The sequence below is a fragment of the Bradyrhizobium sp. Pa8 genome, assembly GCF_052588265.1.
The window spans coordinates 1749678-1770636 of the sequence record NZ_CP176767.1 but is presented as its reverse complement, the minus strand read 5'-3'; the positions used below and the strand labels follow the sequence as shown (position 1 = coordinate 1770636).

The 20959-nt window shown below is 57.3% G+C and carries 16 protein-coding genes and 2 pseudogenes; 9 read left to right on the top strand and 9 right to left on the bottom strand.

Annotated features, from left to right (window positions below; translation table 11 throughout):
• Positions 1–826: 826 nt before the first annotated feature.
• The 4 genes from ACKWRH_RS08065 (at position 827) to ACKWRH_RS08050 (ending at position 5967) form a co-directional block, all read left to right on the top strand.
• Positions 827–2413, top strand: coding sequence for a hypothetical protein (locus ACKWRH_RS08065; RefSeq protein ID WP_445220059.1), 1587 nt, complete (start codon positions 827–829; stop codon positions 2411–2413).
• A gap of 9 nt (positions 2414–2422) precedes the next feature.
• Positions 2423–3103, top strand: coding sequence for an HAD family hydrolase (locus tag ACKWRH_RS08060; protein WP_445220058.1), 681 nt, complete (start codon positions 2423–2425; stop codon positions 3101–3103).
• A 4-nt stretch (positions 3104–3107) separates the two neighbouring features.
• A complete protein-coding gene (locus ACKWRH_RS08055) occupies positions 3108–4013 on the top strand; it encodes an NAD(P)-dependent oxidoreductase (RefSeq protein ID WP_445220057.1) in 906 nt (301 codons plus the stop codon).
• Positions 4014–5352: 1339 nt separating this feature from the next.
• Positions 5353–5967, top strand: a complete 615-nt coding sequence (locus ACKWRH_RS08050) for a hypothetical protein (RefSeq protein ID WP_445220056.1) — start codon at positions 5353–5355, stop codon at positions 5965–5967.
• A 6-nt stretch (positions 5968–5973) separates the two neighbouring features.
• Here the strand turns inward: ACKWRH_RS08050 and ACKWRH_RS08045 are convergent, their stop codons facing one another.
• From ACKWRH_RS08045 to ACKWRH_RS08010, 8 genes are all read right to left on the bottom strand, one after another.
• Positions 5974–7656: a phosphoenolpyruvate hydrolase family protein gene (locus ACKWRH_RS08045; protein ID WP_445220055.1), complete on the bottom strand. Its 1683-nt coding sequence runs from the start codon at positions 7654–7656 to the stop codon at positions 5974–5976.
• Positions 7657–7785: 129 nt separating this feature from the next.
• The gene (locus ACKWRH_RS08040; RefSeq protein ID WP_445220054.1) at positions 7786–8898 is read right to left on the bottom strand and encodes an ABC transporter ATP-binding protein; all 1113 of its coding nucleotides are present in this window, start codon (positions 8896–8898) and stop codon (positions 7786–7788) included.
• On the bottom strand, positions 8898–9725 hold the full coding sequence (locus ACKWRH_RS08035; protein ID WP_445220053.1) for an HAD-IIA family hydrolase: 828 nt from the start codon (positions 9723–9725) through the stop codon (positions 8898–8900). The genes ACKWRH_RS08040 and ACKWRH_RS08035 overlap by 1 nt, the downstream gene beginning before the upstream one ends.
• Complete coding sequence (locus ACKWRH_RS08030) at positions 9718–10488, bottom strand: SDR family NAD(P)-dependent oxidoreductase (protein WP_445220052.1); 771 nt, start codon at positions 10486–10488, stop codon at positions 9718–9720. The genes ACKWRH_RS08035 and ACKWRH_RS08030 overlap by 8 nt, the downstream gene beginning before the upstream one ends.
• Positions 10485–11426 carry a ribokinase gene (locus ACKWRH_RS08025; protein WP_445220051.1) on the bottom strand — a complete coding sequence of 314 codons (942 nt, stop codon included), beginning with the start codon at positions 11424–11426 and terminating at the stop codon, positions 10485–10487. Before ACKWRH_RS08025 ends, ACKWRH_RS08030 begins: the two co-directional genes overlap by 4 nt.
• Complete coding sequence (locus ACKWRH_RS08020; protein WP_445220050.1) at positions 11423–12184, bottom strand: carbohydrate ABC transporter permease; 762 nt, start codon at positions 12182–12184, stop codon at positions 11423–11425. Before ACKWRH_RS08020 ends, ACKWRH_RS08025 begins: the two co-directional genes overlap by 4 nt.
• Positions 12185–12295: 111 nt before the next feature.
• Entirely contained in the window at positions 12296–13258 is a 963-nt protein-coding gene (locus ACKWRH_RS08015) for a carbohydrate ABC transporter permease (protein ID WP_445220049.1), read from the bottom strand.
• Positions 13259–13315: 57 nt separating this feature from the next.
• The gene (locus ACKWRH_RS08010) at positions 13316–14701 is read right to left on the bottom strand and encodes an ABC transporter substrate-binding protein (RefSeq protein ID WP_445220048.1); all 1386 of its coding nucleotides are present in this window, start codon (positions 14699–14701) and stop codon (positions 13316–13318) included.
• Between the two features lie 497 nt (positions 14702–15198).
• On the opposite strand from ACKWRH_RS08010, the gene ACKWRH_RS08005 reads away from it, so the two are divergent.
• On the top strand, positions 15199–15588 hold the full coding sequence (locus tag ACKWRH_RS08005) for a hypothetical protein (RefSeq protein WP_445220047.1): 390 nt from the start codon (positions 15199–15201) through the stop codon (positions 15586–15588).
• A 390-nt stretch (positions 15589–15978) separates the two neighbouring features.
• Here ACKWRH_RS08005 and ACKWRH_RS08000 read toward each other — a convergent pair whose 3' ends face one another.
• On the bottom strand, positions 15979–16551 hold the full coding sequence (locus tag ACKWRH_RS08000) for a hypothetical protein (RefSeq protein WP_445220046.1): 573 nt from the start codon (positions 16549–16551) through the stop codon (positions 15979–15981).
• 1061 nt (positions 16552–17612) lie between these two features.
• Between ACKWRH_RS08000 and ACKWRH_RS07995 the strand changes: the two genes are divergently transcribed.
• The 4 genes and pseudogenes from ACKWRH_RS07995 to ACKWRH_RS07980 all read left to right on the top strand — a co-directional run.
• Entirely contained in the window at positions 17613–17906 is a 294-nt protein-coding gene (locus ACKWRH_RS07995) for a hypothetical protein (RefSeq protein WP_445220045.1), read from the top strand.
• A gap of 1407 nt (positions 17907–19313) precedes the next feature.
• The gene (locus ACKWRH_RS07990) at positions 19314–19478 is read left to right on the top strand and encodes a type II toxin-antitoxin system HicA family toxin (RefSeq protein WP_445222351.1); all 165 of its coding nucleotides are present in this window, start codon (positions 19314–19316) and stop codon (positions 19476–19478) included.
• A 46-nt stretch (positions 19479–19524) separates the two neighbouring features.
• A pseudogene (locus ACKWRH_RS07985) lies at positions 19525–19918 on the top strand (type II toxin-antitoxin system HicB family antitoxin).
• Positions 19919–20606: 688 nt separating this feature from the next.
• A pseudogene (locus tag ACKWRH_RS07980) lies at positions 20607–20729 on the top strand (transposase domain-containing protein); the annotation flags it as partial.
• Positions 20730–20959: the final 230 nt, after the last annotated feature.

Genomic DNA, 20959 nt, shown 5'->3' with positions numbered 1-20959 from the left:
CGCACGATCCAGCCAATCGCCCGCGGACACCCCGGTCGCCTCCGAAGCCGCGATCGACGCCCGCGTCATAGCCGACGACGCCGTGGAGTTTGCGCCGAATTGCCTCTCAAGTGAACGCAACGAGCTACAAGCTACTGCGCGGTTTCGGCACTTCCTGCCAAGGCTTCCACAATGACGTTGCCGCCAGCCTAGCAAGGGTCGCCGGATTTGCCGACTAGCCTTGGCCGGGACGGAGTTGAACTCTCTGGATCGCAATGAAAGGTTTCAGTTCGTCCCCTTTTTCAGAGCTTACCCCGACGCCACACTGTCGTTTTCTCCGCACTTGTCGGACGGTTTCCACCGCATCCGGCACCTTTCCCGCCAACAAGGGCGCAGCGATAAGATCGCGTTCCGATGTCAGCAACGCGGGTCCCCGATCGTACCACCTGCTCCTGCTCGTCCGTAAAACGAGTGACATGAAGCAGCTGCTCGATCCCCGTAATTGTCGTGCTCCTCATGTGCGCAAAGTGACTCGCACGCAAGCTTGAGCGCGAAGATCTCCGCAGGCTCATACAAGTCGACGATCAGCGGTCGGAGCATGGCTCTCCTCGTACAAACCTGTCGCGCTTTCGACAACGTGTCGGGAATCGATCGACGCGAGATCTGGCAGACGAAACTGTTACCTTCCTTAAATTCCGTCGCTTTGGCGGAGCGAGCCCAGTCATCTAAGGGCTGGTCCGGCGCTTGCTTACAGAGAGGCGGGACCACGTCATCACGCCGTGGCGGATAAATACATTCGCCTGTGATGAACCCGGGACATCGGTGTTCAACAACAGGGGCTATTAGCATGTCCGGTGTTGCTGCGGCTTTTCTATCCCCCTCAAGCAATTCGCGGGCGACGGTTTATGATCGGCTTAAGCACATGGTACCAAAACTTGCACTTCGTGGACAGGCGGGGGTCAGCGTTGCAGCTTTCATGCCCAAGGAAGGTGTTCGATATCCAAGGGTGCTTCAATCATCATGCGAATCAGTGCGCATTGAGCACGATGAACAGGACTCCAATTTTCGGCCCCATGTTGCAATCGCTCATATCTGTAGCCGACACCGCGGAAGCAGCGCCGACGGCGACCTTCAGCCAATTCGTAATAATGCGGGCAGCCGCCATCTGGTAATTTCTTTGGATGGCGCTTTGGTCAATCCGCGTGAACTCAGGGGAGAGTTAATTACCCAAGGTCGTCGGTTAGGCGACAACACAGATGCTGAGCTCTTGCTCGAGTGGATTGAAAACTGCTGTGAAAGAGACTATTGGCGACACGGTCTGCCCGTAAATTACGAAAACATCTTTCGCGACATTGACGATCGTATCGATGGCGCGATCAGCGCGCTTTTCCTGGATGGAGACGGAAATCTGGTTGCATACCGCAATCGATGTGGTTTGCGACCCTTGGAAACCATGCAAACGGACGACGGGTTCTTGCTCTTTGCTTCGGAAAATTGTGCGTTTGCCGGTCTACACGGAAAGACAAAACAACTTTTGCCTGGCCACATCCTATATGTTGACGGAAAAACGGGACGTTGCGTTGATCGCTCCGTGAGTAACGGACGATACAAAGCCAAACTCTGTGCTTACGAACCTCTCTACTTGGGAAATCCGAACACATCGATCGAAGGCCAATCACATTTCCAAACCCGTTACAACATCGGGTTCGCTCTTGGTCGCCTTGTTGCGCAGCGACTGCAAGCAGAACGGTCCTCTACGCCCTCAATCGTTTCCTCGATGCCACATACCGGAGGACCGTACGCTGACGGACTGTTTGCATCTCTCAACGATTACGGCGTGCTCGCCCGGCGTCGGGAAGTCGTCGCAACGCAATTTTCTCAGCGAACTCTCATTGGCACAGCCAGCGATCGCAAGTCTCGCATTGCCGAAAAATACCGCGTGTCGAGCACTGGCGTCGCGAAACGCACGGTAATAATTGTCGACGAGGCCCTCATCCGCGGCGATACCAGTCAGGCTGTCACGAGCATGCTGCTCGCCGCTGGGGCCACAGCCGTACATTGGGCGATCTGTTCGCCGCCTATAGTGGCTCCGAACTACTACGGCATAAGAATTGACACACTAGACGAGCTAGTATTCTGGCGGACATGGAAACGATTGACGCCCGAGCAGCGCGCGCAAACCCTTCGCTTTCACCAGATGGAGCCACCAGCTCTCAAAATCATCGAAAGCAGTATCGCGACATCCATCAACGCAGCCACGGTAACGTATTTGCCGTTCCCACTTCTAGTATCGCTGCTGCCTTGCGGGCAGGACGGCTTCGATTTGTCACCGTTTACGTTCGAGATGCCAACCCCTGCCGGACAGAAGCGCGCGAACAGAGATTTGCGTCAACTAGTAGCCGATCTTCCCTATTTGGAATCAATCCCAGCCTGAGGTCAGATCATGAGGCCCGTTCTCGTGTTTGATTGGAATGGAACACTGCTCGATGATGCGTACGCAGTGCTTCAAACTACAAACGTCATTCTGAACCGTTTTGGACACGCAACGATCGACATAAAAACCTTTCGCGAACATTGCGACGTCCCCCTATCTCTTCTTTATCGCAGCCTCGGAATGTCGGAAGACGATGTTGCAACTGTAGATCGCGACGGGAGCGCGATCTTTCACGACACCTACGAACAACTTGCGGGCAAAGCCGATTTGCGCGAGGGCGCCCGCAGAGTGTTGGAGCTAGCGCACCGAGAAGCAGCTTCGTCCATCATCGTGAGCAACCATATAGTCGCCCCGCTGCGTTCCCAATTGGGACGACTTGGAATCAATGATTACATCAGCGGCGTACTCGCCTTTGAGAACCGTACCACGCAATACAAATCGATGAGCAAAGGAGAGCGGCTTCGGCTATACATGCAGGACAACGGCATGAAGCCGGCGTCAACCTTCATCATCGGAGATATGCCGGTCGAAACAGAAATCGCGCGCAATCTTGGACTCATAAGCGTATCCATTACCGGAGGATTTGTTTCGGAGACGCGCTTGCGGGCGGCGCATCCAGACTACACGATTAACAACCATCACGAGCTGTTGCCGATCTTACAAGGACACGGCTTTTTTCGGAATGCATGAACTCATGATTGCCGAAGACCCATCATTCAACGTCGCTTCCAGAGCTGCGCAACAGAAAATCGGCCTTATCGGATTAGGGCGCATGGGTACCGGCATGGGTATCAGCCTATTGCGCCACCAAATGGAGTTACATATCAAGGCCAACAAAAATCGTTTCGGTGCGGATCGCTTGATTAGCGCGGGTGCCCATGAACATCCTTCGATCACGGCGCTGGCGAAGCATGTAACTGCGGTCGTACTATCCTTGCCTTCAAGCCGCGAGGTGGAGGCAGTGTGCCTCGGGCAAAATGGGCTGTTCGTCCATATGTCCCGAGGAGGTTTGATAATTGACTGCACGACATCTTATCCTGCTTCGACGGTCGCACTGGCTGACCAAGCTCAAGAACGTGGCATAAGCTTCATAGATGCTCCAGTAACACGGAGCCCAGAACAAGCAGAGTTTGGCCTTCTGAACGCGATGGTTGGATCCAGTGAAAAGCTTTTTCCTGTCGCTGAAGGCATTCTTGCTGCATTTTGTGAGACCGTTCTTCATGTCGGGGATGTCGGACAAGGTCACAAGATCAAGCTTGTTTATAACAGCATGACTATGGGCATAGCGGCGGTGGCCGCTGAGGTTTGCCAATTTGCGCACAGTCTTGACATCGATCTCGTAACGCTTCGCTCTTTAGTCAGTCGCGGCTCCACAAATAGCGGAATATTCCAAGCTTTCGCGGCCTTTTTGCTGGGCGAGAAACCCGATGTCCTGGCAGTATCAATTGCGAATTCGGCAAAGGATATCGAGTGCGCTGTGCGCTTAGCAGGTGAGAGTGCAGTTTCGGTGCCGGTCCTGGCAGCCGCCGCGCACAAGTTAAGTGTCTCAGTTGCCGCAGGCAAAGGCGAACTGACACTACCTCATTTGTCCCGCCTATAAACTCTTCAGCACGAAGTCTGAAGCACGAATGCGCCGTTCAAAAGTACGGGGTCGCGCGCGAACTTGGCTTGCTCGATCATCATTCAGCGGCTCGATATTCTCTTCTTGTTGAGGTCGCCCAGAATCGAAAACACTCTCCTATTCTTCAGCACTCTCAGACCGATCGTCGTTTTTGGCTCGTTCCTGACAGCTTTCGTCTCTTTTAATGCCCAGGCCGATGCTGACCGCACGGACTGGCGTGGACCCCGAAGAGAGGGGCCTCGGGCATGCCCCTCAAACTCTCGGCCAAATATCGGCGCGCGACATCGCTACGGCGCGCCTTCCAAGTTGATGAGGTCGCCAGCTTGTTTTTCGAGCCTCAGTATGAGGCCGAATGCGCTTGTGATTATTCCTCGTTCCGTTTGCCGGGGCAGCCCTGATCCGACAATACCTGACGTCGCCGTTTGCTGGTTTGCAGGTCGGCTCCGCTAAGGCACAAGCATAGATCATCATTGCGCTACCGATTCTTGATTGGACATGATCTCTTCGGAAATCCGCTGGACGCCTCGCGTTTCGGGCGCCTGGAACAGAGTGGTATTTCCCGTGGCCTTGGCCGTGAACTACCGAACCGCCCAGAATCGGCGAATTCGTTAGCGCCTGATTGAGACGGCTTGTGGCCTCCAAAAAAAAACCGCTGCGAGATTTCTCTAACAGCGGTTAAGTCTAGGGAGAAAGCAGACGAGCCGGCCTGCCAGCGGATCCAAAGGCCATCGTTACCAGGCGACAAATCGGAGAGTTGGTTGCAACGCATCCGCCGCTTGAGTTCACCACGGTCAAGTTGCCTGATCGCACCAGCCTTCCTCTGGTGCGCTCCCAATTCCGCGATGCGTCATCTCCACTTAGCCGGAAGCGGAGACGACGCTAGGCCCCACGATAGGCACATGCACCGCGCCACCCTCTTGTTCCGAGTAAGAGCCGAGGATCGGAACGGGCGTAGCGTGTGCGTGCGATTCGAGCCGTCGTGATCCCGCCTGCGATGAAGCCCATGACCCCTTTCGCATCAACGGCAGGCGGGATCCCGGGCGGTGGCGGCGATAGCATGCAGAGGACGATTTCGGCCTTAGCTTGCGAGGATTCAACCGACGAGAACGCCATGACGACCCAATCGCGTGCAAATCGAGATATTTACGCGTGGTGCAAGCTCGGACGAGTTACTATCTCGGACCACCCCTTAGCCATCCGTGCAATGGTGAGACACGACTTCCTCCTGGATCATTCTTAACAACAGGTACTCTAGACTGGGCTAAAGCAACGAATAAGATTGGCTAAACGTCCGAATGGGTAAGATTGAGTAGAAGCGGTGAAGGCCACAATCGTCTGCAAGCTTGCCACACACTTATCAGCTGCACTTGAAGATGCGCCCCTGGAGATCTACGCGCCTTCCTTGCGGAGCCTTCCAGCGGGCTCCATGCTCGTAATGGCAACCTTGCCTGTCATCGATTGGAACGACTGTCTTTTGCGAGAGCTCCACAGGCTCCGCAAGAAAACATCCGTTCATGTCTATGCGGCAATGGTTATGATTGATCCCTTCACCTGCTGGGAGGATTTTGCCGACTTATTGAAAGACGCGGGAATTTCCGGCATCGTAAATTTCCCACCCGCAGCCATCATTGAGCGGCCTAGGGCTGGCACGCCGGTAAATACCGGACTGGAGCTTGAACTTCGGCGTATGGAATGGTTCGCAAGCCTGGGATTTAAGATCTTATTCGCTGCTACCACGGATTCTGAAATCACGATGGCCGAGAAGCGACTTGCTTCGCATCTGGAAGGTATCGTGTATTTGCCGGAAGAGGCCCTTCGGCTGCGGATTTGCAACGAGATGGAGTTGGTAAGTCTTGGCCAACGGGAATCGTCGATACCAAAGTTCTCGCTTTTGAATGCGATGGCTTCGAAGCGGCCTGTTCGCAAAAAGTGAGGGTAGCTATTCCAGGATCCGCAGCTTCTTGATCTTGTTGTAAAGGGTCTTTCTTGAAAGCCCCAGAGAACGAGCAGTCTTTCCACGATGAAGCCTGTTTCGTTTCAAGCCTTCGATGATCCACTCGCGCTCGGAAAATGCCGCTGTGGGCCTGGGGGGTGGTGACACCGCGTTCAAAAGCGGCTTGAGGACGTCACCGACTATATGCGTGTCTTTTAACGTCACAAGCCGATTGACGATTTGGCGCAATTCTCGAAGATTGCCGGGCCAATGATGGCCCGCAAGCGCCAAGAACGCAGACTTTTCTATTATCAGGGTTTGCGCGTTCGAATCCCCCTTGGCCTCGACAGTAAAATGCTGAATGAGCTGCGGAAGGTCCTCCAGCCGATTTGGCAAAGGGGGTAGCTCTATGTCGAGTCCAACAAGGAAGGCAAGAAGGCGGGGACATAGAACACTTTCCAAGCCGGCTCCGCGAGCCACTGTTGCGGTTGCGATGATCTGGGCGTTTGACCTTACAACGGATACGCCGTTTAGCGGCGTGAAACTGCCTGTCTCGAGATAGTCAGCAAGACGCTCTTGTCCGTCGCGCGGCAGCTGATTGACATGCATCAGCAAGAGCGTAGAGTCGCTTGCGGCTTCCAGGAGCGACAGTTGGCGTCTCCTGTTCTCGGCACCTTCGGCGCCGAACAGCGCACCGACCGTATCGATTGCCGGACCCTGCCGGCAATGAAACAGCGTCGCCTTCGTGTGTTTCCGGTCGCTGAAGGCATGAATGAGGCTTGCTATTCGTCGCTTCCCTGATCCGGCCTCTCCCCAGACAAGCACAGGATTGGGATTTCCAGCCAAACGCCTTGCGGTCTCGAGGACGCGCTTCATGATTGAGGACTGCGCAATGATGCCGTGCCTGAAGCCGCTCAACTGGAGCTGGCGCTCAAGGAGATCGACCTTCTCGCGTAGTAAGTGAACGGTCTTGAAGCCCGAGGTGACCTCTAGGACCGACATTTCCAATGGAACGCGGTCGAGCGAAGAGCCACCAATGAAGCCTTGGATACCCGTTTCGCGGCAGATATCCAAGAGTTCGACAGGCTTCGTAATAGGTCCACCGCCGAGCAGGCAGATCACGCTCTTGTCGATGGATTGAGCCACGCGCGCAACGGCGCTCGTGCGCGCGGCAAGCTCCGACAGGCTGATTGATGGGTGGGATCCGCTTTCGATCTCGCGGTTGAGATTGAAGTTGATGCAGATGGCCTCAGCTCCTGCTTCGACCATGCGTCTTGCTTCGGATTGGGTGCGGGTGTAGGCGATGGTAATCAGGCCACGCTTGGCAGCTTTGACCAGGAGCTCGATTTCTCGCGCGTAGCCAAGACCGGACTTTTCAAGCAATGATCTCCTGTAGTCGTCGATGTGGATGACTGACGGGAAGTTGGTGACCCCGGAGAAGCCCCACCCGATGATTCGGTCGAGAAACCGGTCGATATCGAGCTGCGGATCGAAGGTGCAGGCCCCGAAAAATACCGGCAATTTCGTGCTAGGCAGGATCTCGGTCCGGCCAAAGCCGGCCACGAATTCGTTGGTGTTTCGGATTGGAAGGATTGAGGCCGGCGAAGAGCCTCCCATCGCGCGAAAACGGCCGGCATTGAGCGCAAGCACGAAATCTGCGCCCGCGCGTTCGGCCGCTCTTGCGGTCATACCCGATCCGATTCCCGCCCCAAGCACAAACGAACGGGAGTTCCGGAAGAACTGCCTGATACCGCCCCCCTTTACCCGGTCCGTCCGCGTGTGCATACCGGCGCCGCCTCCTGCAGGACAGGCTGAAAGCTAGCTCCAATTCGCCGGCGCGTGCAACCGTCGCAGCGCCTTTCCGTTCGACATGAACAGGTGGCAGTCCGCCGCCGAAGCCACAAGACGAACCTTGCCAGACCTCTTGGGCGGCTCAGGCCTCGGCGCCTTTGCAACCAGCGATTCCCTTCCAGCGTTGCCATAGATGTAGGTGACGCTGCCAAGATGCTCGACAAAATCGACGTCAAGTTCGATCGCGATCTCCTTCTTCTCCGCCGTGGACGGAGAGAAATCATCGGGGCGAATCCCGAGCGTGATTGGCTTGCCGACGAGCAATTGATCCGGCTGGACGGGGACGAAGACCGTCGCGCCCGCGTCGAGCTTGACGTCCATGCCTCCCATATGCGCTGCCTCGATGTGGCCGTCGAGGAAATTCATCTTGGGCGAACCAATGAACCCCGCCACAAACCGCGACGCCGGATTGTGATAGAGGTCATGGGGGGTCCCAACTTGCTCGATATTGCCATCCTTAAGCACGACGATCTTGTCGGCCATCGTCATGGCCTCGACCTGGTCGTGCGTTACATAGATCATGGTGTTTCCAAGCTGCCTATGAAGCTTGGAAATCTGAACCCGCATCTGGACCCGCAATTCCGTATCGAGGTTCGATAGGGGCTCGTCAAACAGGAACACTTTGGGCTCGCGCACAATAGCACGCCCAATCGCCACGCGCTGCCGTTGCCCGCCTGAGATTTGTCGAGGTTTACGGTCCAACAGATGATCGATCTGCAACAGCGACGCGGTCTCAGCGACCCTGCTACCGATCTCGTCTTTCGCTACTTTGGTCATACGCAGAGGAAAGGCGAGGTTCTCTCGCACGGTCATGTGCGGATAGAGCGCATAGCTCTGAAACACCATGCCGAGGTTACGATCGGCCGCATCAACGTCGTTGACGACCTCATTATCGATCAAGAGCCGCCCGCCGCTGATGCGCTCGAGACCCCCGATCATTCGCAGCAGCGTCGACTTGCCCGACCCGGATGGCCCAACGAAGACGACAAACTCGCCGTGATCGACGGTCAGGTCGATATTACGCAGGATCTGGATAGTCCCATACGCTTTATTCACCCCTTCCAAGCGAACATCGGCCATCACGCGCTCCTCTGTCGCGGGTGTCCAACCAGCGCCGGCGTACTCTGGATCTCTGTTAGACTGGACACGATGAAATCGGGCGGCACCAGTGATGGATCCTCTCGGGGCGGCACTCCGGTCGAGACCAACACGGTCAGCAGGCTGGCTTGTTTCCCGGCCTGAATATCGGTCTGAATCTGGTCGCCAATCAACAATGTGGAGTCGCGCGCCGTTTCCAGACGCGCAAGTGCGGTCTCGATCATGTGCGGCTCGGGCTTACCTACGATTAGAGGTTTGACTTGTGTGGCAGCAGCTACGGCGGTGATGGTTGCTCCCGCTCCCGGCTCGAATCCACCAGCAGTCGGCAGGAGGAGATCGGGGTTGGTGCCGATGAAGGCAGCTCCGTTCAAAATCGCCTCGACCGCAATTCGCAGTTTCTCATGAGTGATCTGACGGTCGAGCCCCATGACCACAGCTTCGCGCTTTCGGTCGGTCACGTCGAGCCCCACGTCTACCATAGCTTTCACAAGAGATGGCGCGCCGATGACAAAGACGCGCGTGAGTTCTGGGTGCTTCGCGCGGATGAGCTCGGCGGCGGTGATGGCGCTCGTGACAACGTCTTTCGGCGCGATGACAAGCCCAAAACTCTTCAGTTTGCGGACCACATCTTCCGGGGTGTGCGTCGAATTGTTTGTCACGAAGCAGAACGGCAATCCTGCCGCCTGCCAACGTTCAAATGCCTGGACCGCATCGACAATCGCAGCGTTCCCGCGATAGACGACGCCGTCGAGATCCGAAATAATCCCTTCGATTGGCGGCCAATTGGCGTGAGAGCCTATGTTAGCCATTCATCAGCATCCCACCGTTCACATGCACGATCTGCCCAGTCATGTAGGAAGATGCGGGACTTGCGAGGAAGACGGCTAGTCCTGCAATATCCTCCGGCACTCCCACCCGTCCCAGGGGAATCCGGCCGCTATGCCGGGCTTCGGTTTCCTCCCGCGGGCGGCCATGCATCGGTGTATCGATGATCCCGGGTGCGATCGCGTTCACATTGATCTTGAGGGGCGCGCATTCAAAGGCAAGAAGCTTGGTGAGGTCGTGAACGATTGCCTTCGACAAGCAATAGTCGGCGCCGCCGGCCTGGTAGTTGAACACTGCTCCCTGCGAGGACAGTGAAGACCCGACGTTGACGATGCGGCCCCCCTGCTTCTTCATGAAACGTTCGATCGCTAGTTTTGCGCAGCGCAAGACAGCGACCGAGTTGATCTGAATGGTACGTTCGATTGTCTCCGCGTTGCCGTTTAGGAGCGGCTGGGCAGATTTGATCCCGGCATTGTTGACAAGCACGTCGAGTCGGCCAAACCGCTTAGCGACTTCGTCGAGAACCCTGGCGACGTCTTCCTCGCGCACGACATCCATCGCCATGGGGAAAACGCCATTGCCATAGGGCAAGCTTGCCAGCGTGTCCTCGAGATTTTCCAGGTTGGCATCGGTAGCAAGGACGTTCGCCTTTCCTGCCCGAAACGCATTCACAATGGCAGACCCGATGCCGCCCCCGGCCCCCGTCACGAGCACCGTTCTGTCTGAAACTGAGAACTGTTCGGTCATTCCAACTCCAAGATCGCTTGAGACTTTAGAAACTCGTCAACCGCCTCTGCGCTCGGCATGGCGCTTTGAGCGCCGCGCCGCGTCACACACAATGCGGCCACTGCCAGCGCCTTTCTCACCGCTTCCCGCAACGGCAACCGCTGGGCCAGTGATGCGGCGAACGCTCCGTTAAAAGCGTCGCCTGCCGCCGTCGTATCAACGGCCTTGACGGGGAAGGCCCGGAGAGCAAAAGAGCGCTTTGCGTCGGCATAATAAGCTCCTCGCGCCCCGAGAGTGATCAGCGCGGCACTTGGCCCGAGATCAAGGAGCTTCAAGGCCGCGTGAGCTGCACTGTCGAAGTCGTTGACCTCGATGCCCGTCAGCTCAAACGCCTCCGTCTGGTTCGGTGTGACGAAATCGATGCTCTTCCACGCCGCCGATGAAAGCCCCGGTCTCACCGGCGCCGGGTTGAAAATGAGCTCGAAGCTCTTCTTGCCCTTGATCTCGAAGAGCCGGTTGAGCGCCGGGATCGGCATGCCCATTTCGGCGACGACGATTGCGTCACGCTCTATGAATTCGGCCGCACCCTCGACCATTTCCGGTGTCACGCTAAGATTGGCACCAGGGTCTATGACAATCATATTGGAGCCGTCGTCACCGACCATTACGAGCGCCGAACCCGAAACTTCTCCAGGACAAATCGTGACTGCGTCCGCGCAAACACCGGCCTCACGCAGCGAGTTCAACAGCAAGTGACCGGCATCATCGCCCCCAAGCCGGGTGTAGAAATGTGGCCGCAGTCCTAGCCGGGCGGCTGCAACGGCCTGATTGGCGCCCTTTCCTCCTGGATGGCGAGTTAACGCACCCATCAGGCTTTCACCTGGCGTCGGAAGTCGCTCGACGTTGAAACAGAGATCGAGATTGGTCGTTCCGAAGAACATCAATGGCCTGGGGCTCATTTTACGGCACCAAAGGTAAGGCCACGTTCGAGGTGACCTTGGCCGATGACGATCAGAATGACAGGAATGATCATCGTCACGACCAACCCTGCGGCCATGACCGGGTAGAATTGCACGCCGGGATTGAGCAGCTTGAGAAGCGCGACCGTCACCGGCGCCTTGGTCGAGGCAAGGATCAGACCGAGGGCGAAATTGTGCCAGGCGAGCAGGAAGATGAGCAGCGAGGCGCCGATCAGGCCTGGCTTCAAGAGCGGCAGCACGATGTGCAACACGATCCGAACCGGCTTGGCGCCATCCATGGCGGCCGCCTCCTCGATGTCCTTCGGGATGTCTTCGATGTAGGAGCGGCTCAGCCAAACGATCATCGGCAATGTGACGACCTGGTAGACCCAGATCATGCCGATATAGGTGTCATATAATCCAATCGTCTGAAAGACGCTGAAGAGCGGGATGACCACCAAGAGGACCGGTGCGAAGCGGAAGCCCAAAATGAAGAAAGCAATGTCTTCCTTGAGTGGCACGTCCCGCCGCGCGAGGACGTAGCCGGCAGGCACTCCCACGACCAAAGAAACGACGACGGAGCCGAGTGCGATGGCGACGCTGTTCATGATCGGCGTCAGAAAATCGACTTTGATCGTGCCATAACTGCTAGCTCCGGCCTGGGCGACATCAAACAGGACTCGAAAATTCTCCAGTGTCGGCGAGAAGACAAACGTCGGCGGCCAGGTCATGACCTCTGCCTGCTGCTTCAGCGACATCATCACAATCCAAACAAGGGGAAAGGCCAGGACACATGCGCAAATGCCGACGAGCATATTGAGAACCAAGTTTGCGGGGGTCGAACAATTAAAGCGCATAACGCCGCCTCTTCAGCTGACGCGCTGCCGCACGAAGCGCCACAGTTTGACCATGGCGAACGTGCCGACCAGCACGATCATCCAGTTGACGACCATAAGGGCTGCCCCGCGCCCGAAGGCGAGATTTTGGAAGGCGGTAATGTATCCTCGCACGGAAAGGACGGAGGTGCTATTTCCAGGCCCGCCTTGCGTCGTTCCAAAGATGATATCGAACTGATTGAGGGACTCGATCAACCGAAACACCGCGGCAATCAGGATGTAGGGAGCAATCAGCGGCATTTCGATGTGCAGGAAGGTTGCCCATCCCTTCGCGCCATTGACCCTGGCCGCCTCCCTCACCTCATCATTGATACCCTGAAGGCCAGCGAAGATGATCAGCGCAAAGAACGGCGTATGGGTCCACACGTCGATGAGAACCAGCGACACCATCGCGGTGTTCGGATCTGAAATCCATGCAAATCGGCCGATCCCGGCAAGGGACAGCAAGTAGTTCATGATCCCGTTCTGCGGGTCCATCATCGTTGTCCACATGAGCGCAACGCTCATCGGAGGCAGGACGAGCGGTAACAGAATGACGGGCCGCATCACACGCGCAAGAAAGACTTCAGTTGCGAACAGCTTGGCAAGTGCGAGACCGAATGCAGCCTCTGCAACTACGGCTGATCCGGCATAGACCAAAGTCGCGCGAATGCTAATCCAGAAATCATCTGTCTTGATCAGCGTCGCATAATTGTTGAGGCCGACGAAGTGGACCAGCGGCCGACCGAGTTTGAGGTCAGTCAACGACTGAAACACGCCATAGAAGAACAGGAAAAGAAACCCGAGCAATATGATGATCGCCGGAGCGATCGCGGCAATACTCCACCAGTCAAGACGCCGCTCCTCGGCGTTCTTGACCAGTTCATCTTTTGACGAGTCAAGTTGACCAGTCGATGACTGCAGCGTCGCGATTCCGTCGAATCCCCGAAGATCCATCTCATTATATCTCTAATATGAAAGAGAGCGGCAGTTGCGCCTGCCGCCCCCTCTTGCTCACATAGACGAACGGATCTCGGAGGCGAGGTCAGCCAATGTCGCCTTGACGTCAGCTCCATTGACCATCTTCTGCATGGCCACGGCCCAAGCATTCATCGCTTCGGCAAAACCGACGCGGGCTGTAAAGGCGAGTTGCGCCCTCTCCTGCACAGTCTTGAACGTGTCGACAAAGTTGTTGAACTCAGGCTTTGCCGCGTATTCGAGCCAGGCCTTCTCGTTCCATGTGGAGGCGCGTGGTGAGTTGACGAGCTTGCCTGCAATAGCACCGTTCAGATCGACCTGCTTTGATGTTGCCCACTGGATGAACAACCAGGCCGCCCCTTTCTTCTGGGACGCAGCGTTCATCGCAAGAGACCAGATCCAGATGTTGGATTCGAAGGTCTTGCTGTTCGGAGCGTGCAAAGGGGCCGCGAATGCGATTTTGCCCGAGGCGGGCTTGCCGGCCACGTCATTCCAAAAACCGAACATATTGGAATCGATCGCCATCGCTGTGCGCCCTGAATTGATGCCATCGACCACCTGATACCAGTTGTCATTGGCAAAGGACGGCGCGGCACACTTCTTGATCATGTCCACATAGTCATTGTGGAACGCGATCGACTCGGGCGAGTCCAGCCCTGTCTCCAGCTTGCCGTCCTTGACCATGAAATCATGCACGCCGTAGGACCTGGCAATCGAGATTGCAGCCGTGTGGATGCTGCTCCAAAACCGCACGCCGCGCACACCCAAAGGTGTGATCGCGCCGTCCGCAGCCTTCAGCTTTTCGCAGGCGGCGGACATCTCCGGCGGAGTCGTCGGCACCTTGATGGCGTACTTGTCGAGTATGTCCTTGCGGTAAAACAGCTGGATGTTCTCAAAGCCATGCGGGATGGCCCACACCTGGCCGCGTCCCGGCTCGATCTGCCCTTCGTTGACCTTCCAGGCCAGCGCATCCCGCAGTGCAGGGAAGAAATCCTTGTAATCGTAGCCTGCTGCCGTGAGTTTCGGATCGTTCAGATAACGATCGAGCGGCTCGAGTAACCGGCCCGGAGCGAGATCCCAAGCAGGTTGAATGCCCGTGCCCACGACGTCCCAGCTCGGCGATTTTGTGCTGAGTTGAATCGTCAGCTTGTTCCAATAGGCGTCGTCGGGATAAAGTTCCGGCGTCACCTTGATGCCCGTTAGCTTCTCGAACTCCGGCAACTGAGCTGCGACCGCGTCCGCATACGGATGAATATCATATGCCCAGACGATCGACGTACCCTCGAACTGCCGCCAGTTGATGTCGTCCGCATGGGCTTGAATAACCGCTATGGCCGTTCCGGCCCAAAGCGCGGCGCAGATCAGAGCTTTTCTGGCAATATTGGCCGAACAGCCGCGAAAAGCGGCGAGCTTCCTTGGCATGTTTCCCTCCGATGGGCTCTTTGGCCCGCGAACTACGCGCCTTTCCCCTTCCGAAAGGCCGCATTAGCGCGAAAGCTAGCCGCCATTCTTTCGCCGTAAGCGGCCTTTCAAAACGGAAGTTGGGTAAAATTGGGTAATCTGAAAATGACGCATGAATACGCCTTGCGCTCACAGCCCGACTAAGAAAGCCCAAGCGGACTCAATGTCGACCCGTGTCCCTAACAAAACGCCCGGAGAAGGAGGGAGGGAAGATCCTCAGCCCGTCGCGCACCTGCGCTGCTCGGCCAGAGAAGCCGGCAGAAAACTTAAATCGCGTTCATGGTCGTGAGCGATATTCGTTTCGACCGGCATATCGCCGATGATGAAGTCGCCGGCCGCTTTAGGTCGTTCTTGTGCATGTGGAGACGAAGCTGCTTCCCTTTGCTCATCGATTTTGCGTGGCGCGTCCAGAATGATCTGATCGGGTGCAGCCCCGATCGAGCCACGCCGCGTAGAGCTTGTTCGTCAAATTCCTCACAGCGTTTGAGACTGCTGATCGCGATGCCAATGGCGACTGCTGCATCACCGCAGGCAGCCCGAAGCCAATTGCCATCGCTTACAAGGGTATCGTGCTTGACCGATCCGCATTGACAGAAATCATCGTGGACGCGTTGGACAAGAACCGATCTCTCATCTTTTCCGGCGAGGAAGGCGACGAAGAGCTGGACGAGGCCGGCATGGCCATTCTTTCGAGCCTGCGGACGACGTTTCCGTGCGCGCAGGCGCGGCAGCCGGGGTATGCACCGATGTTGGTTCGCCTTGACGCCGGCGAAGGTCACGTCCGCGAGAAAGGCCAGGCCAAAAACCGGTCTTGTCGACCGGCTGTCGTTACGCTGACAGCGTATTGATACCCGCGCTGGCGAAACACGGGCGATTCATCGCTCAAGAATAATCGATTTAAGGCGTCTCCCCATGCGCCACGACGCCGGAACGCTCTCATTGTCAACGAACTTTCTGCGTCGTATTTTTGCTAAGCCATCTCGCCTCGGAGCGGTTGCGGAGACGCCGCCCAAGACGCGCTCTTCAAGATCGCCGACCTGCCCGGTCACGACTTCATAAGCATCTTCAATCGCGACGCCTCATCGAACGCGGCATCCAGAGTGCTCGCTACCGCATTCGAACGAACGTCGCATCCGTCGGCTCTACGACTTCGCCGCCGATCGGGATATCGATCGGGACAACATCATGGCAGACTCGACGGGGTCCTGAATGGACCAATGACGGCTTGCAAACAATCGTCAATCGGGGGCGGCGATATTGATGTCGAGCGCGGCGTCGATGGAGCTGAGTGCACGGTGGGCGTCTTCATCTGGCTTCGTCCAGAGAACCGCTTCTGTGCTGTCAGCTTTGGCAGCAAGTTCCGCTATGCTCCGCTTGTAGCTGTCGACTATCTTCGGGTCCGCCGTTACATACCCGAACGGAAACGGATAGCTGGAGGCAAGATCAGGCGCATGTATCAGGACCGCCACCCAGCTTCCGGGCTTCAGGATGACCTCGAGAGCGAACGGAAGCTCTCTGGCCGGTACGGCCAAGCAACGATCGAACAGCACAGGCTGACGATTGGCATGACCGTAAAGCTTATTCCACCTCTTCCTATCGTAGGCGTTTCCCGACCTCGCGAGTAACACTGTTCCGTCATCGATTTGATTGGCTCTCGAAAGATCCCGAGCGAGGTTCACGAATGGGATGTTCCGTCCCCACGACGAGACCGTAGGCGGCAGCCAAAAGACCGGCGTACGCATGGTCGACGATGCGCCCGCGGTTGCCTGCGTCCAATCGAGCAGGGCCGAACGCAGCTTGTCGGACGCCACGGATCCGACAAGACGAAGTCCTGGGGCCCCAGATCCCTTCAATTCCTGTCCGTCAGCGGACGCAGCAGCACTGACCCACTGTTGACGACCGAGCGAAGACCTCACTCGGCCTCGACGCAAGATTCCTCCGTCGATCCGGTCTACCACCACCTCAAAGGCAAGCTGGTGGTCCGAAGGAGCCACGACGGACTTCATCTGCTCGCTTATTGCCGAGATCAGGGGGGCCTCTAGAACCCGGCCGGCCTCGGTTGGAGAGTTCGGAGAAGTCGGGCGAGACGCTAGCTTCATCCGCCGGCCGCCACCGTACCGGTATTTGGAAGACCGCTGTCGTGGCAGCGACGGGTTGAATATCCTCGATCGAAGTAAGACGCGCATCTTCGTCGAGCCAACGACGTCTGGATTGGGTGCCGCACCACTCCTGAAAGGCTGGCGTGGTTTCTCGGGCATGGGTCTCAATCCCTTGCCAGAACTACGAACGCGCATCTGCCTACTTAGATTGCGGGTGGGTGCGGAGGAAAATCAAGCGGATTTCCAGCGCCGGGAACGGTGTCTGTTGTGACCAAAAGCGATCAGGAGTAGCCTACCCACATCACTGGCCAAGGCTCTGTCCGTAGGCGTCGGTGGCTGAGAGACCGATCGCGCTCCCGCCTGCATATGCAAGGGAGGCGCGCCATGCCGGAAACCGGCACTCCTCACATTTCGCAAGAGCACCCCCCTATCTGGTGAAGATCGGGGAACAGGTCCGTGAAACCATCGCGAGATCGCGAGCGCTACTTCAGGTGAGTAAGCCCGACAGCTTTCTTGGCCGCAAGACCCAGGAGCCGTTCCCGAGAGAGGAAATGCAAGGCCTCAGTTGCCAGCCTCTTTCCTCAGCCACGACCGGCGGTGGTTCGCAGGCCGTCCGCGCCGCTAGGAATCGAAAGGATGGACGTCGTGTTGGGTGCCGCTTTTGATGGCGGCGTGCGCATCGTCCGATCATCGTCATACCCGGCTCACGCCCCGCTGCGTTGATGCCGCAATCGGCGCGATGTTATGCTCATCGCAGAACCGGGAGTTTCTCGATGCGCAAAATCGCCGTCGCCGTCATGTTTGCCCTGATCGCCGGCCCCGCACTGGCGCAGGACCATGTTCAGCAGTATGGCGAACAGCCCAAGGAGAAGACGGCGACGCAGAAGGTGGACGAGGATCGGGCCGAGCGCGCCCATCAACGCTCCCTCAACAATGTTCCGGACGAGAAGCCGGTCGATCCGTGGGGAACTGCCCGCGGCGATGATGCGTCGAAGAAGTCGGCCGCGCCGGCCAAGCCGGCGGTGAAGCAGTCGTCCAAGGCCAAGAGCGGCGGCACCGCCAATTAGCAAAAGATACACGGCCGCTATCCACAGGCCAAACTGGCCGGGCTCGCCCTGCAGCTAGTTCGGAATGTTCACCGTCCGAAATCCCGGCGCCGCAACTGTTTGCCGCGCCTGCCGCGCGTTACCATCTCGACGAGATTGACAGCGCCGCCAGCCGATCTTTAATTGCTCTTTTTTCCCAATCGCAGGGGCTTTTGATGTTTGGATTTTTGCGCAGGCGCCGATCGGAGTGGGAAGATTACTCTGTCCTGCCCTTCACTGTCCTGAGGCTTAAGGACGGTACGGAGGCTCGTTGTCCGGACCACGTAATGAGACGCATTCTCGCCGACGGTCTGTGGGAGTATCGGCGGCCGACCGCGACGGAAGCTTATTTCGATAGCTGTCAAGTCTGAATTCCATCCCATCGTGCACTAGGGGTGCGACGCTGCTCATGCTGTGCCTTGTCTGGACCTATTACACGCTTGTCCTTCTGCCTTAGGTCGCCGGAAGACTCCTTCAATCGGCACAAACTGCATAGCCAGATTGACGCATCCTTACCTTTTGAGGCGTCTGCGCTCCAGCGCGGCCTTGGTCTCGAACAGGGCCACGATTGCGCCAACCCAGATAATCCCCGTTGCCGCCATGATTATAATCATCTCGCCCATGACCGGATTCCGGATCCTAGCGCCGATAGAATTGACAAGGCTCAAGGTGTACCTGCGACTAGATCAAGGTCAAGAACCGCAGCATTGACCACTAAGCATCAGGGAATTTGGAGCTGCGCCCTGACGAAGGGGCGGCTCTGTTCTACGGCGCAGGCATATGCCACGCAGGAAATCTGCCCGCTGACGGATGGGTCCGCAGTAATCCCGCGTCAAGAAGCGCGTATAACGGGCCGCCCGCAATGTGGAATGTCGGCCTGCCAAGCGACATCCTTCGCCTCGTCGTTCTCTTTCTCCGAGGGGAGCGGCGGTCGCGAGGCCCGGTTCGGATTCGCCTCTGTTGCCGGGCCTCGCTTCCACACAATTTCAAACGCCACAATCCCGACTAGGGCAGAATTCTTCGTCATCCACCGGGACCATCGTATTAGCCCTCCACTCGCAACGGCAGTGTCATCCTCTACACCGACAACCCCGAGCACAGAAGTGCGGCCTTGAAAACGGTGACATGAGATCTACCAGAAGAGGAACTGCCGTCGCGATCGCGAACAGCACCGAGCCGATCCAGTTAGGAGGGCCGGCCGACGCGATCGATGAAATCGATATGGTGCAGCCGCCCTGTCAGCTGAGCTGGTGGATCCCAACAGCTTGGGGCTCTCGTTCTGGAGCCGCCCGACGTTGATACATATATCCAGCGCTTTCACTGTACCGCTAGGTTTCGAAAATTTGGCATTATCGCCGGCCACAGCTTGCTACGCGCGCGGCACGGGGTCTGACTAAGGCTGATGGTTGGCAACAGGTCGCCCAGAAGGGTAGCCACGTTCAGTTCAAGCATCCAACTAAGACGGGCCGCGTCACGGTCCCGCACCCTAAGAGGGATGTCCCGATCGGAACGCTCAAGAGCATCGAGAAGCAAGCCGATTTGAAGTTGAAATGACCACGCATAGAGAGGGCCATCGGCCCACCCAAGGAGGGGAGCTTTCATGCGACACTACATTGCCCTGATCCATAAGGACGCGGACAGCGACTACGGCGTTTCGTTTCCTGATCTTCCCGGCGTGATCACCGCTGGTACGAATCTGGACGATGCGCGCGCTATGGCCGCTGAAGCCTTGGCTCTTCATCTGCAGGGACTGGCGGAGGACGGCGAAGCCGTACCTGAGCCCTCCTCTCTCGAGGAGATCATGGCGAACGCCGAGAACAGAGACAGCGTTGCCGTGCTCATTCCAGCGCCTGCGGAAGAGGAAGAGTGTAAGCGTCAACGTCACTCTTCCCGCCGACGTTCTGAGTGAGATCGACCACTATGCTGAACAGCACGGCTTCACTCGATCCGGTTTTCTTGCGCAAGCCGCAAAGAAAGCGATCCTGCCTGACTAAAGCTGCATCCGGCTAGTTGGAGCTGCACCCGACTCCGAGGCCCTACATGCGCGGTTCGTTCCAGCTGAACGCTTTCCTGCCGCGTGCCCTTTCCGGCCGATCGCAATCCACAAACCGGGTGCGGTCTCCACCAAGTAGCGATGCGCTAGCTCGACGCAAACATCTTGCCCGAGTTCATTGCCCAGCCCAACAAGCCATCGAACCGCCTCCGGCCGGGTGAGAACGGCACCTTCTGCTCGCGATCCACGCATCGAGCGCCGCAAGCTGTGGCGGCTGAACTCGCGCGCCAGGGAGTGGGCCTCGCTTCAGGGCTTACCCCGGCGCTTAGAGGACTTCTCGGGCAAGTCCTATGCTGTTGGTGAAATCAAGGCCGCATCCGTAATCTGCGGGAATTGAATCTGAAAGCCCGAACATTCCAACGTGAGTCGAGCGAAGGCTCTGAGATTTCTCGAAAGTTCAGTGAATAGTGGAAGAGCATCCACAAATTCTGCATCCAGAGACCTAATGGGGTCGCGCGGCAGCCCTTCTGGAGCGTCGCGGCCAGGATGGTGCGCGCGTCCTTGTCGCTAAATCCCTTCTCGTCATCGTCCCTTTCGGTTTCGACATTCCGAACCACGACGCCGGCGACCGGATTTGACGGTCAACTGGTCCTCGTCGACGAGATACTGCAGATCGCTTTCAGGGCCGCGAGGTGGACAAGCTCAACGAGATCGACCCGCTTGCCTACGTCACCGACGTCCTGACGAGGATCGTCAACGGGCATCCAAACCGCGACATCGACCAGCTACTGCCCTGGGCCTACCGCGCTCAAGCCCGTGGCCTGAGAACGACGCTTAAGAACCTCGGCATCCCGGTCTGGAGGGTGCGACCTGAAAGTCGCTCAAGTGATTGTTTTGCATAGCTTGTGGAGGTCCACATGAGCAAATGACAAAACCTGCCGTTCAGTAGCCTAGGGATGCAGGCGTGGCTGGCAACGGTCACGTCTGAAGCCATCCCGACAACGTACCCCGATCCCGCAAGGGTGACCCAGGAACAGAAAGT

What these genes read in the sequence shown, in the direction of transcription:
- ACKWRH_RS08065 (WP_445220059.1), top strand. Translation starts at nt 827, where the DNA reads ATGTCCGGTGTTGCTGCGGCTTTTCTATCCCCCTCAAGCAATTCGCGG.
- ACKWRH_RS08060 (WP_445220058.1), top strand. Translation starts at nt 2,423, where the DNA reads ATGAGGCCCGTTCTCGTGTTTGATTGGAATGGAACACTGCTCGATGAT.
- ACKWRH_RS08055 (WP_445220057.1), top strand. Translation starts at nt 3,108, where the DNA reads ATGATTGCCGAAGACCCATCATTCAACGTCGCTTCCAGAGCTGCGCAA.
- ACKWRH_RS08045 (WP_445220055.1), bottom strand. Translation starts at nt 7,656, where the DNA reads ATGACCGCAAGAGCGGCCGAACGCGCGGGCGCAGATTTCGTGCTTGCG.
- ACKWRH_RS08040 (WP_445220054.1), bottom strand. Translation starts at nt 8,898, where the DNA reads ATGGCCGATGTTCGCTTGGAAGGGGTGAATAAAGCGTATGGGACTATC.
- ACKWRH_RS08035 (WP_445220053.1), bottom strand. Translation starts at nt 9,725, where the DNA reads ATGGCTAACATAGGCTCTCACGCCAATTGGCCGCCAATCGAAGGGATT.
- ACKWRH_RS08030 (WP_445220052.1), bottom strand. Translation starts at nt 10,488, where the DNA reads ATGACCGAACAGTTCTCAGTTTCAGACAGAACGGTGCTCGTGACGGGG.
- ACKWRH_RS08025 (WP_445220051.1), bottom strand. Translation starts at nt 11,426, where the DNA reads ATGAGCCCCAGGCCATTGATGTTCTTCGGAACGACCAATCTCGATCTC.
- ACKWRH_RS08020 (WP_445220050.1), bottom strand. Translation starts at nt 12,184, where the DNA reads ATGTCGCTGAAGCAGCAGGCAGAGGTCATGACCTGGCCGCCGACGTTT.
- ACKWRH_RS08015 (WP_445220049.1), bottom strand. Translation starts at nt 13,258, where the DNA reads ATGGATCTTCGGGGATTCGACGGAATCGCGACGCTGCAGTCATCGACT.
- ACKWRH_RS08010 (WP_445220048.1), bottom strand. Translation starts at nt 14,701, where the DNA reads ATGCCAAGGAAGCTCGCCGCTTTTCGCGGCTGTTCGGCCAATATTGCC.
- ACKWRH_RS07995 (WP_445220045.1), top strand. Translation starts at nt 17,613, where the DNA reads ATGCGCAAAATCGCCGTCGCCGTCATGTTTGCCCTGATCGCCGGCCCC.